The organism is Kitasatospora sp. NPDC097643 (genome assembly GCF_040302625.1).
Lineage (GTDB): Bacteria > Actinomycetota > Actinomycetes > Streptomycetales > Streptomycetaceae > Kitasatospora.
Window position 1 is genome coordinate 48,713 of the sequence record NZ_JBEOSA010000020.1, and the last position, 13,390, is coordinate 62,102.

The 13,390-nt window shown below is 70.1% G+C and carries 13 protein-coding genes; 7 read left to right on the forward strand and 6 right to left on the reverse strand.

All coding sequences use genetic code 11. The features are described from left to right. Window positions 1-86 precede the first annotated feature (86 nt). The 4 genes from qcrC (at window position 87) to ABTY15_RS15550 (ending at window position 4,088) form a co-directional block, all read left to right on the forward strand. Complete coding sequence (qcrC, locus tag ABTY15_RS15535; protein ID WP_350584549.1) at window positions 87-896, forward strand: cytochrome bc1 complex diheme cytochrome c subunit; 810 nt, start codon at window positions 87-89, stop codon at window positions 894-896. Then, on the forward strand, window positions 893-1,957 hold the full coding sequence (qcrA, locus tag ABTY15_RS15540) for a cytochrome bc1 complex Rieske iron-sulfur subunit (protein ID WP_502893502.1): 1,065 nt from the start codon (window positions 893-895) through the stop codon (window positions 1,955-1,957). Before qcrC ends, qcrA begins: the two co-directional genes overlap by 4 nt. Further along, window positions 1,954-3,612, forward strand: coding sequence for a cytochrome bc1 complex cytochrome b subunit (qcrB, locus tag ABTY15_RS15545; RefSeq protein ID WP_350584582.1), 1,659 nt, complete (start codon window positions 1,954-1,956; stop codon window positions 3,610-3,612). Before qcrA ends, qcrB begins: the two co-directional genes overlap by 4 nt. Before the next feature lie 104 nt (window positions 3,613-3,716). Then, window positions 3,717-4,088: a GntR family transcriptional regulator gene (locus ABTY15_RS15550; protein WP_350584603.1), complete on the forward strand. Its 372-nt coding sequence runs from the start codon at window positions 3,717-3,719 to the stop codon at window positions 4,086-4,088. 20 nt (window positions 4,089-4,108) lie between these two features. Here ABTY15_RS15550 and ABTY15_RS15555 read toward each other — a convergent pair whose 3' ends face one another. The 4 genes from ABTY15_RS15555 to ctaC all read right to left on the reverse strand — a co-directional run bounded on the left by ABTY15_RS15555 (window position 4,109) and on the right by ctaC (window position 8,576). After that, a complete protein-coding gene (locus ABTY15_RS15555) occupies window positions 4,109-5,365 on the reverse strand; it encodes a L,D-transpeptidase (protein ID WP_350584627.1) in 1,257 nt (418 codons plus the stop codon). 168 nt (window positions 5,366-5,533) lie between these two features. After that, complete coding sequence (locus ABTY15_RS15560) at window positions 5,534-5,950, reverse strand: cytochrome c oxidase subunit 4 (protein WP_350584810.1); 417 nt, start codon at window positions 5,948-5,950, stop codon at window positions 5,534-5,536. Further along, on the reverse strand, window positions 5,950-7,725 hold the full coding sequence (gene ctaD / locus ABTY15_RS15565; RefSeq protein ID WP_502893503.1) for an aa3-type cytochrome oxidase subunit I: 1,776 nt from the start codon (window positions 7,723-7,725) through the stop codon (window positions 5,950-5,952). Before ctaD ends, ABTY15_RS15560 begins: the two co-directional genes overlap by 1 nt. Then, window positions 7,722-8,576, reverse strand: a complete 855-nt coding sequence (gene ctaC, locus ABTY15_RS15570; RefSeq protein WP_350584922.1) for an aa3-type cytochrome oxidase subunit II — start codon at window positions 8,574-8,576, stop codon at window positions 7,722-7,724. Before ctaC ends, ctaD begins: the two co-directional genes overlap by 4 nt. A gap of 362 nt (window positions 8,577-8,938) precedes the next feature. On the opposite strand from ctaC, the gene ABTY15_RS15575 reads away from it, so the two are divergent. Next, the gene (locus ABTY15_RS15575; protein WP_350585034.1) at window positions 8,939-10,459 is read left to right on the forward strand and encodes a cysteine desulfurase/sulfurtransferase TusA family protein; all 1,521 of its coding nucleotides are present in this window, start codon (window positions 8,939-8,941) and stop codon (window positions 10,457-10,459) included. On the opposite strand, the gene ABTY15_RS15580 is transcribed toward ABTY15_RS15575, so the two are convergent. Beyond that, a complete protein-coding gene (locus tag ABTY15_RS15580) occupies window positions 10,452-11,429 on the reverse strand; it encodes a carbohydrate kinase family protein (RefSeq protein WP_350585148.1) in 978 nt (325 codons plus the stop codon). The genes ABTY15_RS15575 and ABTY15_RS15580 overlap by 8 nt on opposite strands. Before the next feature lie 288 nt (window positions 11,430-11,717). Here ABTY15_RS15580 and ABTY15_RS15585 point away from each other — a divergent pair, with 288 nt between their 5' ends. Next, window positions 11,718-11,924, forward strand: a complete 207-nt coding sequence (locus ABTY15_RS15585) for a hypothetical protein (protein ID WP_350585191.1) — start codon at window positions 11,718-11,720, stop codon at window positions 11,922-11,924. Window positions 11,925-12,085: 161 nt separating this feature from the next. After that, window positions 12,086-12,808 (forward strand): hypothetical protein, encoded by a 723-nt coding sequence (locus tag ABTY15_RS15590; protein ID WP_350585229.1) that lies wholly within the window; start codon window positions 12,086-12,088, stop codon window positions 12,806-12,808. A gap of 84 nt (window positions 12,809-12,892) precedes the next feature. Here the strand turns inward: ABTY15_RS15590 and erpA are convergent, their stop codons facing one another. Beyond that, window positions 12,893-13,246 carry an iron-sulfur cluster insertion protein ErpA gene (gene erpA / locus ABTY15_RS15595; protein ID WP_350585297.1) on the reverse strand — a complete coding sequence of 118 codons (354 nt, stop codon included), beginning with the start codon at window positions 13,244-13,246 and terminating at the stop codon, window positions 12,893-12,895. Window positions 13,247-13,390: the final 144 nt, after the last annotated feature.

Consider the following 13,390-nt stretch of genomic DNA (forward strand, 5'->3'; position numbering starts at 1 on the left):
AGCCCTAGACAGGCAGCCTCGTGCCGGCCAGACCGGCCGCCGGGTGCACCCACCAGTCGACCAGATCCTGACACCGGGGTTATTCCGTGAAAAAGCTCTCCGCACGACGGCGCCACCCATTGGCGGCGCTGGTCGTCCTACTTCTCGCCCTGGCGGCAACCGGGGGGCTGTACGCCGCGTTCGCGCCCGCCGACAAGGCGCAGGCCGACGTCGCCGCGCAGTCGCTCGCGATCGATGAGGGCAAGAAGCTCTTCGCCGTGGGCTGCTCCTCCTGCCACGGCCTGAACGGCCAGGGCAGCAGCGACGGTCCGAGCCTGGTCGGCGTGGGCTCCGCCTCCGTCGACTTCCAGGTCGGCACCGGCCGCATGCCCGCGCAGCAGCCGGGCGCCCAGGTCCCGCGCAAGAAGAACATCTACTCGCAGGCGGAGATCGACCAGCTCGCCGCCTTCGTGGCCTCGCTCGGCCCCGGCCCGGTGACGCCGACCAAGGAGCAGTACACCTCGACCAACCCCGAGGACATCTCCAAGGGTGGCGAGCTGTTCCGCACCAACTGCGCCCAGTGCCACAACTTCGCCGGCCAGGGCGGTGCCCTGACCAAGGGCAAGTACGCCCCGTCGCTGGAGGGCGTGGACGCCAAGCACATCTACGAGGCCATGCAGACCGGCCCGCAGAACATGCCGTCGTTCCCGGACACCACCATGCCCGAGGAGCAGAAGAAGCAGATCGTGGCCTTCGTCCGCCACACCACCTCCGATGAGCCCAACCCCGGTGGTCTCACGCTCGGCAGCCTCGGTCCGGTGACCGAGGGTCTGTTCGGCTGGATCTTCGGTCTCGGCACGCTCATCGCGGTCGCGATCTGGGTCGCCGCCCACACCACCAAGGCCAAGAAGTCATGAGCCACGACATGTCAGAAGAGAAGCTTCCGGAGCCCCACGGCTCCCACGGCGAGGTGGCCGACCACGGCAACCCGTTCGCCGACCCGGGCCTGCCGGCCCACGAACCCCGTCGCACCGACATCGACGAGCGGGCCGCCAAGCGTGCGGAGCGCCAGGTCTCGCTGATGTTCGTGATCTCGATGATCGCCACCATCGGCTTCATCGCCTCGTACGTGGGCATCGACCCGGACAAGATCGTCTACATCTTCCCGCTCGGTCACGTCAGCGCGCTGAACTTCGCCCTCGGTCTGACCCTGGGCGTCGCGCTGTTCATGATCGGCGCGGGCGCGGTCCACTGGGCCCGCACCCTGATGTCGGACGTCGAGCTGCCGGCCGAGCGTCACCCGATCGAGGCCGACGACGAGGTCCGCGCGGACGTCATCAACCAGTTCAAGACGGGTGCCGCCGAGTCCGGCTTCGGTCGTCGCAAGATGATCCGCAACACCCTGATCGGTTCGATGGCGCTGGTCCCGCTCTCCGGCGTGGTCCTGCTCCGCGACCTGGGCCCGCTGCCCGAGAAGAAGCTCCAGGAGACCGGCTGGAAGGCGGCGACCCCGGTCAAGCCGCTCCAGCTCCTCAACATGAACACCGGCCAGCCGATGAAGGCCGAGGACGTCGTCATCGGCTCGCTGACCTTCGCCATGCCGGAGGACCTGAGCACCCACGACGAGGACTTCCAGCAGCGGATCGCCAAGGACGCCCTGATGCTGGTGCGCATCGCGCCGGAGGACATCAAGGACGAGGAGTCCAAGGAGAAGGGTTTCGAGGGCATCCTCGCCTACTCCAAGATCTGCACCCACGTCGGCTGCCCGATCAGCCTCTACGAGCAGCAGACCCACCACGCGCTCTGCCCCTGCCACCAGTCGACGTTCGACCTGGCGGACGGTGCGCGCGTCATCTTCGGCCCGGCCGGTCACCCGCTGCCGCAGCTGAAGATCACCACTGACGAGAAGGGCTTCCTGGTCGCCAAGGGCGACTTCGACGAGCCCGTCGGCCCGAGCTTCTGGGAGCGTGCTCGATGAGTAGCGCGAGCAGCACCACCTCCGGTGCCGCCAAGCCGGCCAGCACGCGCGCCAAGCCCGCCAACAAGTGGGAGGCCGCTGCCGACTGGACGGACGGCCGGCTGGGGATCTACTCCCTCGCCAAGGCCAACCTGCGCAAGATCTTCCCGGACCACTGGTCCTTCATGCTGGGCGAGATCTGCCTCTACAGCTTCATCATCATCATCCTGACCGGCGTCTACCTGACGCTGTTCTTCAAGCCCAGCATGGGCGAGGTCATCTACAACGGCTCGTACGTGCCGCTCAAGGGCATCTCGATGTCCGAGGCGTACGCGTCGACGCTGGACATCAGCTTCGAGGTCCGCGGCGGTCTGCTGATCCGTCAGATCCACCACTGGGCCGCCCTGGTCTTCGTGGCCGCGATGCTCGTGCACATGATGCGCGTGTTCTTCACCGGCGCGTTCCGCAAGCCGCGTGAGGTCAACTGGGTCTTCGGCTTCCTGCTGCTGGTCCTGGGCATGTTCGACGGCTTCTTCGGCTACTCGCTGCCGGACGACCTGCTGTCGGGCACCGGTATCCGCTTCATGGAAGGCGCGATCCTCGCCGTCCCGCTGGTCGGCACCTACATGCAGATGTTCCTGTACGGGGGCGAGTTCCCCGGCCACGACATCATTCCGCGGTTCTTCACCATCCACGTGCTGCTGGTCCCCGGCATCATGCTCGGCCTGCTGGTCGCGCACCTGATCCTGGTCTTCTACCACAAGCACACCCAGTGGGCGGGCCCGGGCAAGACCGAGAAGAACGTCGTCGGCATGCCGCTGATGCCGGTCTACATGGCCAAGGCCGGTGGCTTCTTCTTCCTGGTGTTCGGTCTGATCGCCGCCATCTCGGCGATCGCCTCGATCAACCCGATCTGGGCCTACGGCCCGTACCGCCCCGACCAGGTGTCCACCGACGCCCAGCCGGACTGGTACATGGGCTTCTCCGAGGGCCTGATCCGTGTCATGCCGGGCTGGGAGATCAGCCTGTGGGGCCACACCCTGAACCTGGGTGTGTTCGTCCCGCTGATGATCTTCCCGCTGGTCCTGGTCGCGATCGCGGTCTACCCGTTCATCGAGGGCTGGATCACCGGCGACAAGCGCGAGCACCACATCCTGGACCGCCCGCGCAACGCCCCGGTCCGCACCGCCCTGGGTGCCGCCTGGATCAGCCTCTACCTGGTCCTGCTGATCGGTGGTGGCAACGACCTGTTCGCCACCCACCTGCACCTGTCGATCAACTCGATCACCTACTTCGTCCGCGTCGGCTTCTTCGTCGTGCCGGTCATCACCTTCATCGTCACCAAGCGCTGGTGCCTCGGCCTCCAGCGCCGGGACAAGGAGAAGGTGCTGCACGGCCGCGAGACGGGCGTCATCAAGCGCCTGCCGCACGGCGAGTTCGTCGAGGTGCACGCCCAGCTGCCGCAGAAGGACCTGTTCAAGCTCACCGCCCACGAGCAGGTCCAGCCGGTCGAGCTGCCGGCCCAGACGGACGAGAACGGCGTGGCCCGCAAGGCCGGCGTCCTCACCCGCACCCGGGCCAAGCTCTCCCGCGGCTTCTACGGCGAGGGGGCCCAGATCCCCAAGCCGACCGCCGAGGAGCACCACGAGATCACCAGCGGCCACGGCCACCACTGATCCCGTACGCACCCCCGCGTCACCCCCGAGGGCCGCTGACCAGAGTTCATCTGGTCAGCGGCCCTCGGGCTTTCCCGTTCCGTCCGCACCTCCAGGAGCCCCCCGTGCAGCTGTCCGTCGACCCCGCGGCCGCCACTCCCCCGTACGAGCAGATCCGGGCCCAGATCGCCGAGCGGGCCCGCTCCGGCGAGCTGCCGACCGGGCTCCGGCTGCCCACCGTCCGGGCCCTGGCCGAGGAACTGGGGCTGGCGGCCGGGACGGTGGCCCGGGCGTACCGGGAGCTGGAGGCGGACGGCGTGGTGGAGACCCACGGCCGGGGCGGCACGCTGATCGCCGCCACCGGCGACACCGCGCACCGGCTGGCCGCCGCGGCCGCCACCGAGTACGCCGAACGGGCGAAGCGGCTCGGGCTCGCCCGGGAGGACGCCCTGGCGGCGGCGGTGGCCGCGCTGCGGCTGGCCTACCCGGAGGGCTGACGCCGGCTCCGGGAGGCGGCTCAGACCTCCGGCCGGGCCATTCCGGCGGCGTGGGCCTGGGCGACCGGTGCGGTGGTGCTGACGGGCCCGCCGAGGGCGCTGTGCTTGACCCAGTCCGTCCAGGTCAGGTTCCAGTCCCCGAAGCCGTTGCCGAAGGGCTCCATGGTGGCGCCCCGGCTGTTCACCACCGTCACCAGGTCCCCCACCCGGGTGTTCTCGTAGAACCACTTGGCGTTCTCGGTGCTCATGCCGGTACAGCCGTGGCTGACGTTCTCCACCCCCTGCGAGCCGACCGACCAGGGCGCCGCGTGCACGTACTCGCCGCTCCAGGTGACCCTGGTGGCCCACTCCACGTTGAGGTCGTACGACTCCTGGCTGCCGGCGGCTATGCCGATGGTCTCGCCGTTCATCCGGACCGAGCGCTCCTGGCCCAGCACCACCTTGACGCCGTTGCGGGTGTCGAAGCCGGGCTTGCCGGTGGTCACCGGGATGGTCCGGACCACCTCACCGTTCCGCTTGAGGGTGAGCTCGTGGGCGGCCGCGTCGACCACCGACTCGACCCGCTCGCCGATCCGCAGGTTCAGCGCGCTGCGGTCGCCGCCGTAGAGGCCGTCGGCGATCCGGCTGCCGGTCCCGTCGAAGGCGAGCGAGACGGTGGTGCCGGCCGGCCAGTACTGCTCCGGGCGGAAGTGCAGGTTCTTGTCGTCGACCCAGTACCAGGCGCCGGTGACGGCGGGCTGCGAGGTGACGGTGAGGGCGCGTTCGACCTCCTGGCGGCCCTGCGGGTCCTTCACCGCCTCGGAGAGCTGCACGGTGAGCGGCTGGCCCACCCCGTAGACGCCGGTGCCGGAGGAGTCCGGGCCCAGCTTGGCGGTCAGCAGGCGCTGGGCGGCGAGGGTGCTGAAGCCCGCGGTGGTGTCGCCGCGGCCGCCCTTGCCGTCGTCGGCGGCGATCCGGACGACGTAGTCGGTGGCGGCCTTCAGCCGGCCGGTGGTCTGCCAGCTGCGCTGGTCCTCGGCGAGCTTCCCGGCCACCACCCGGCCGTCCGGGCCGACCACGGTGACGTCGGTGAGCCGGCTGCCCTCGACGGCGGTGACGGTGACCGCCTGGGAGGGGTCGACCTTGCCCTCGGCCGAGAGGTGGACGAGCCGGGCCGCGTCGATCCGATGGGGCCCGGTGGTCTCCTCCCCGTCGGACGAGCAGGCGGCCAGTCCGGCCAGTACTGCGAGGGTCAGCGAGATGCTGCCTATACCTGCGGTTCCGCGCCTGTCGGCCATGGCCGCCTCCGAGGGTTCGCACGATTGATCAGATCGTAGGAACGGCGTACGAGGAAGCGACATTCGAGCGACCCCTCGTTCACCCGGGTGAGTGAGGCCGTCACCCCGCGGACGCAACAGGGCCGGGCCTCCCGTGCGGGAGGCCCGGCCCTGTGTCAGGAGCGGAACCTACTGGTTCTGGTTCTCGCCCCGGTAGAACTCGAAGACCCAGCCGAAGATGCCGATCAGGATGATCGGGGCGGCCCAGAACATCAGCCACCAGCCGAAGATCACGCCCATGAAGGCGAGCGCGCCACCGAGGGCCAGCGAGAGCGGCTGCCAGCTGTGCGGGGCGAAGAAGCCCAGCTCGCCGGAGTCGTCCGCGACCTCCGCCTCGGGGTTGTCACCCGCGCCGCTGTCCACCCGGCGGGCGGTGAAGGCGAGGTAGTACCCGATGAAGGCGCAGAGTGCGAAGGCCAGGAACAGCGCGGTGGTACCGGCCGCCTCGATGCCGACGTCCGACTGGTTGGTCCACAGGCCGTAGGTGATCGCCATCGCGAGGACGAAGACCGAGAGGCCGAGGAAGATCTTTCCCTGTTCCTTCATCAGGCGTCGCCCTCCTTCTTGCCCTTGTCCAGCTTCGGGGCGTCGTACTTCGCCGGGGTCACACCGGCGAGGTGCTTGGCCGGCTCACCGTGGTTCTCCAGGTAGTCCAGCGCGGCGATCTCCGGGTGGTGGAGGTCGAAGGCCGGGGATTCGGAGCGGATCCGCGGCAGGGTGAGGAAGTTGTGCCGCGGCGGCGGGCAGGAGGTCGCCCACTCCAGCGAGCGGCCGTAGCCCCACGGGTCGTCGACCTCGATCTTCTCGCCGTACTTGGCGGTCTTCCAGACGTTGTAGAGGAACGGCAGGATCGACAGACCGAGCACGAAGGAGCCGATGGTCGAGACGGTGTTCAGCGTGGTGAAGCCGTCCGAGGCCAGGTAGTCGGCGTAGCGGCGGGGCATGCCCTCCGCGCCGAGCCAGTGCTGCACCAGGAAGGTGGTGTGGAAGCCGATGAACAGCGTCCAGAAGGTGATCTTGCCGAGGCGCTCGTCCAGCATCTTGCCGGTCATCTTCGGCCACCAGAAGTGGAAGCCGGCGAACATCGCGAAGACGACGGTGCCGAAGACCACGTAGTGGAAGTGGGCGACGACGAAGTACGAGTCCGAGACGTGGAAGTCGATCGGCGGGGAGGCCAGCAGGACACCCGTCAGACCACCGAAGAGGAAGGTGACCAGGAAGCCGACCGTCCAGAGCATCGGGGTCTCGAAGCTCAGCGAGCCCTTCCACATGGTGCCGACCCAGTTGAAGAACTTCACACCGGTCGGGACCGCGATCAGGAAGGTCATGAAGGAGAAGAACGGCAGCAGCACCTGTCCGGTGACGTACATGTGGTGCGCCCACACCGTCACGGACAGACCGGCGATCGCGATGGTGGCCGCGATCAGACCGGAGTAGCCGAACATCGGCTTGCGGCTGAAGACCGGGATGATCTCCGACACGATGCCGAAGAACGGCAGCGCGATGATGTACACCTCGGGGTGACCGAAGAACCAGAACAGGTGCTGCCAGAGCAGCGCCCCGCCGTTGGTCGGGTCGAAGACGTGCGCCCCGAACTTGCGGTCCGCCTCCAGGGCGAACAGCGCGGCGGCCAGGACCGGGAAGGCCAGCAGGACCAGCACGGCGGTCAGCAGGACGTTCCAGACGAAGATCGACATCCGGAACATCGTCATGCCGGGCGCGCGCATGCAGATGATCGTGGTGATGAAGTTGACCGCACCGAGGATCGTGCCGAAGCCGGAGAAGGCCAGACCCATGATCCACATGTCACCGCCGACACCCGGCGAGTGCACCGCGTCCGACAGCGGGGAGTAGGCGAACCAGCCGAAGCTGGCGGCACCGTTCGGCGTGACGAAGCCGGCCACCGCGATGATCGAGCCGAACAGGTACAGCCAGTAGGCGAACATGTTCAGACGCGGGAAGGCGACGTCCGGGGCACCGATCTGGAGCGGCATGATCCAGTTCGCGAAACCGGCGAACAGCGGCGTCGCGAACATCAGCAGCATGATCGTGCCGTGCATCGTGAACGCCTGGTTGAACTGCTCGTTCGACAGGATCTGGGTCCCGGGACGAGCCAGCTCGGCGCGCATGACCAGGGCGAGGATGCCACCGATCAGGAAGAAGGCGAACGACGTGCCCAGGTACAGGGTGCCGATCGTCTTGTGGTCAGTGGTGGTCAGCCACTTGATGATGGTCGAACCCGGCTTCCGGGTCCGCTGCGCCCCGACCGTGACGGCCCCGGCGCCCCCGCCGGCCGCGGCGGGCTCGTTGAGGATGGTCACTTCTCTTCACTTCCCATGGAGATGACGCCGGAGGGCACCGCGCCGTTCTGCCCCTTGGCGCGAAGGTCAGCCAGGTGCTTGTCGTAGTCGACGCGGTCGACGACCTTGACGTTGAACAGCATGCGCGAGTGGTCGGTGCCGCAGAGCTCCGCACACTTGCCCATGTACTCGCCCTTGACGGTCGGAGTGACCTCGAACTTGTTCGTCACACCCGGCACGACGTCCATCTTCATCATGAAGTTGACGGGCCAGAAGTCGTGGATGACGTCACGCGAGGTGAGACGGAACTGCACACTCTCGTTGACCGGCAGCCAGAGCGTCGGCGCGCTCGCGGGCGTACCGACTTCGTACGCGGCGTCCTTGTTGGCCGGGTCGGGGGTCTCGGTGTTCTCGTAGTTGAACGCCCAGCTCCACTGGAAACCGACCACGTTGACGTAGTGCTGCGGCTTCTCGGAGGTGGAGGTCAGCGTCGACTCGTCGCGGGCGACGAAGTAGAAGAGCACCGACACGATGATGATGGGGACCGCGGTGTAGAGCGCCTCGATGGGCACGTTGTACCGGGTCTGCGGGGGGATCTCCACGCCGGTGCGGCTGCGCCGGTGGAAGATCACGCTCCAGATGATCAGACCCCACATCAGTACGCCGACCACCAGCGCCGCGATCCAGGACCCCTGCCACATGTGGAGGACCAGCGGCCCTTCCTTGGTGACGGGGCTCGGGAGGCCAAGCCTGGGGAGGTCGTTGGCCGAGCAGCCGGTGGCGGTCGCGATGACGAGGCCCAGTGCCAGCGCCTGAGGCAGCTTCCGCCGCATCGTGCGCCGCGGCGAGCGGTCGGAGCCGTTGGGACTCACGTAGCGCCTTCCCGAAGTCTCGCCCGCCTTCGCGTCGCCCCGTGGAGGTCAGTGAGCCTCCCCGGCGACCCGTCCACGGGCACGGTTTGAATGCTTATGCGGGCCAAACCCTACTCCAGCCTTATGCGCTCCTGACGGGCAGCCCCCGGTAACGCGCCGCCCGGTCGCCCGATCAGGCCCGGCAAGGGCTGCGCCGCAGGTCATCGTAGGCATTCGAGGTCCGTACGCCCGATCGGGGGATGACCTCGAACAACCCGGGTGACGGTCCGTCGGATGCGGACGAAGCGGACATTCGGGGTGATCGACTGACGGTCGGTAAGCGATGTCACGGCACCGGAAGGCACGCGAGGGTGTCGTTAAATGTGACCGTGTACTTCGACGTGGCTTCGACGGCCCCCCTGCACCCCGTCGCCCGGCAGGCGCTGACCGCCGCCCTGGACGAGGGGTGGGCCGACCCGGCCCGGCTGTACCGCTCCGGGCGACAGGCCCGGATGCTGCTGGACGCCGCCCGCGAGACGGTGGCCGGGGTGCTCGGCGCCCGGCCCGACGAGATCGCCTTCACCGCCAGCGGGACGCAGGCCGTCCAGCTCGGCGTGCTGGGCGCGCTGGCCGGCCACCGGCGCCGGGGCGCCCACCTGGTGCACTCCGCGGTGGAGCACTCCAGCGTGCTGCACGTCGCCGAGAAGCACGAGGCCGGCGGGGGGACGGTCTCGGTGGTGCCGGTGGACCGGGCCGGGCGGGTCGAACCGGCCGGGTTCGCCGGGCTGCTCCGGGCGGACACCGCGCTGGCCGTGCTGCAGAGCGCCAACCACGAGGTGGGGACCGTCCAGCCGGTCGGCGAGGTCGCCGCGCTCTGCCGCGAGGCGGACGTCCCGCTGCTGGTCGACGCCGCGCAGAGCGTCGGCCGGGTGGACGTCCCGGCGGGCTGGTCGCTGCTGACCGCCAGCGCGCACAAGTGGGGCGGCCCGCCCGGGGTCGGGGTGCTGGCCGTACGCAAGGGCGTCCGGTACGCCTCGCCGCTGCCGGCCGACGAACGCGAGGGCGGGCGGGTGCCCGGCTACGTCAACGTGCCGGCGATCGTGGCCGCGGCCGCCTCGCTGCGGGCGGTCCGGGCCGAGGCCGAACAGGAGAACGCCCGGCTGCACGCCCTGGTGGAGCGGATCCGGACCCGGGTGCCGCAGCTGGTGCCCGAGGTCGAGGTGGTCGGCGACCCGGTGCGGCGGCTGCCGCACATCGTCACCTTCTCCTGCCTGTACGTGGACGGCGAGGTGCTGCTGACCGAGCTGGACCGGGCCGGCTTCGCGGTCTCCTCCGGCTCCTCCTGCACGTCCTCCACGCTGACGCCGAGCCATGTGCTGGCCGCGATGGGGGTGCTCACCGAGGGCAACGTCCGGGTCTCCCTCCCGTACGGGACGGATCCGGCGGACGTGGAGCGCTTCCTGACCGTGCTGCCGGAGCTGGTCGCGGGCGTCCGGGCGCCGCTCGGGCTGGACCTGCCGGCGCCGGGGGTGAGGACGGAGACCCCGCCCCGAGCCGAAGGGCGCGCCGGTGCCGAAAGCGATGAGCGACAAGCGACCGACGAAGGAGGGAGTGCCGGAGCGAAGAGCGTCGGCGCCGGGTTGGAGCGCCCGGAGGCGAGCGGGCGAGTCACAGTCATCGACGCGCTGGGCAAGCGGTGTCCGCTGCCGGTGATCGAGCTGGCGAAGCGGATCGGCGAGGTGGCGCCGGGCGGGACGGTCGCCGTGCTCTCGGACGACGAGGCGGCCCGGCTGGACATCCCGGCCTGGTGCGGGATGCGCGACCAGGAGTACCTGGGCGAGGCCCCGGCCGCCGACTTCGGCGGCGACCGGGGCTCGGCCTACCTGGTGCGGCGGACTACTTGACCAGGTGCGCGCGGATCTCGGCGGCGGCCTCGGCGCCGTAGGCACCCTCGAAGCGCTTCAGGAAGGCGGACGGGCGCAGCTCGTACTCCTGGGTGCCGACGGTCTCGATCACCAGGGTGGCGAGCATGCAGCCGAGCTGGGCGGCCCGCTCCAGTTCGAGGTCCCAGGACAGACCGGCCAGGAAGCCGGCCCGGAAGGCGTCGCCGACACCGGTCGGGTCGACCTTCGCCTCCTCGGGGGCGCAGCCGACCACGATCGGCGCCTCGCCCTTGCGGTCGATCCGGACGCCCTTGCTGCCGAGGGTGGTGATCCGGGTGCCGACCCGGGCGAGCAGCTCGTCGGCGTCCCAGCCGGTCTTGGTCTCGATCAGCGCGGCCTCGTACTCGTTGGTGAACAGGTACGCGGCGCCGTCGACGATCTCGCGGATGTCCTCGCCCTCCAGGCGGGCCAGCTGCTGGGAGGGGTCGGCGGCGAAGGCGTAGCCGCGGGTGCGGCACTCCTGGGTGTGGCGGACCATGCCCTGCGGGTCGTCGGCGCCGATCAGGACGAGGTCCAGGCCGCCGACGCGGTCGGCGATCGGCTTCAGCTCGATGTTGCGGGCCTCGGCCATGGCCCCGGTGTAGAACGAGGCGATCTGGTTGTGGTCCTCGTCCGTGGTGCACATGAAGCGGGCGGTGTGCCGGGTCTCGGAGATGTGGACGGAGTTGCAGTCCACGTTGTTGCGCTCCAGCCAGCTGCGGTACTCGGCGAAGTCCGCACCGGCCGCGCCGACCAGGATCGGGCGGAGCCCGAGCACACCCATGCCGAACGCGATGTTCGGCGCGACGCCGCCGCGGCGGATGTCCAGGGTGTCGACCAGGAAGGACAGCGACACGGTGTGCAGCTGCTCGGCGACGAGCTGGTCGGCGAACCGACCGGGGAACGTCATCAGGTGGTCGGTGGCGATCGAGCCGGCGACGGCGATACGCACGGGAGGTCTCCTCAGGATGGCGGCAGGGCCACGGGGCAAGCACGGATGAACCCATTCACGGTACCGGGCCCGGGGCGTCCGGCAGCAAGAGTGCCGCAATCGGGCGCGGGCCCGGGGCCGATGTGGCACCCCTGACCGTCGAACGTGTACTACCTCCGGGTAGCACTGGTGGGCCGGCGGACCTGACCCTAGGGTCGGCCGCAGGGGCGCCGCCCGTAGCCCGGCGGGCCCCTCGTCGACGGCCGTGGCAGTGCCGCCGCGGCCCCTGGATCGGAGCGATGCCCGATGATGCCCAAGTACTCCCCGCTGCCCGCCCTCCGGGCCGACGCGGACGGCGAGACGCTCGACGCACTGGTCAGCTCCTCCCGGCGGCTGCGCCGGTTCTGGCCGCTGCTGGCGGCCGGGCCGGAGCCGAGCGCCCCGGCGCACGCGGGCTTCCGGGTGCCGTCCGGTGCGCAGCGGGTGGTCGCCGGGATGGCCGAGTACGGCCTCTGAGCCGGTCGACCGGACTCGTTGACCGGACTCCGGAAGCCGACGATGCGGACGCCCGGCCCGGTCGCGCCGGGTCGGGCGGAACCGGATCCGTCCGGGCCACGTCACATCCGCGCGGAGCGGCCGAGGAGGCGGCGCCGTTGAGCCCTCGGGAGGATGTGCAGATGGATCTGGAGACGATGCCCCGGCGTGGTCGGCGCGCGGTGGCCCTGGCGGGCCTGGTGCTGGCGGCGGTGGTCACGGTGGCCGGGTGCGACGGGGACGGCAAGGCGGCCTCGGACTCGGCGAAGGCCGGTGCGACGGCCACGGCGACCGCGTCCGCGACGCCCTCCCCGGAGGCCCCGACGGCGTCCGGTACGCCGACCGGTAGCTCGTCCGCGAGCCCGACGGCCGACCCGACGGCGGGCGCGTCCACCGCGCCGGACCAGCCGGGCACGGCGCCGAAGCCGACCCTCTCCTCCCCCGCGACGGTGCCACCGGCCCCGAGGCAGCCCCCGGCCTCGCCGCCGGCCACTCCCCCGGGCAACGGGATCGCGGTCGGCGAGCCCGACCCGAACGGGGTCGGGGCGCGCCCGGCCGTCACCTACCGGGTGGACGGCAGCAACAAGCTGACCGTGTACTTCTACGGCGGGGTCTGCCAGAAGTACGCCCTGAAGGCGGACGAGTCGCACGCCGGCCGGGTGGACGTCCGGATCGTGGTCGCGGAGCCGGTCCAGCCCGGGCAGGTCTGCACCGCGCTGGCCAAGCGGCAGACGGTGACCGCCGACCTGCGCCAGCCGCTGGCCGGGCGGACGGTGACCGACCAGTCCAACGGCCAGGAGGTGCCGCTGGAGGGCGACCCGCACATGGGCCCGGACCCGGTCACCCCGGACGTCGCCGGCCGGTAGCCGGCGTGGGCGAGCGCTCGCAGAAACGTGAAGGCGGCCCCGGGAAGCTCCCGGGGCCGCCTTCACGTGTGTCCGGCGTCGGACTTAGCTGAACGAGTCGCCGCAGGCGCAGGAGCCGGTGGCGTTCGGGTTGTCGATCGTGAAGCCCTGCTTCTCGATGGTGTCGACGAAGTCGACGGTGGCGCCGCCCAGGTACGGGGCGCTCATGCGGTCGGTGACGACCTTCACCCCGCCGAAGTCCTTGGTCACGTCGCCGTCGATGAAGCGCTCGTCGAAGAAGAGCTGGTAACGCAGGCCGGAGCAGCCACCGGGCTGGACCTGAACGCGCAGCGCGAGGTCCTCGCGGCCCTCCTGCTCCAACAGGGCCTTGACCTTGGCCGCGGCGGCATCGGTGAGGATGATGCCACTCTCGACAGTGGTCTCGTCCTGGACGGTCATCTGCTTTCTCCCGGTCTTGACGACGGTCTGCCGCCAGTGCCAACCAACGGCCGCCCGGTTTCGATTCCCGAACGGCGATGGTTTTCCGTGGCCTCTCGGCGGCGGATATTCCGTGGGCCGGGTGTGTACCCGCGTCCCCTACGC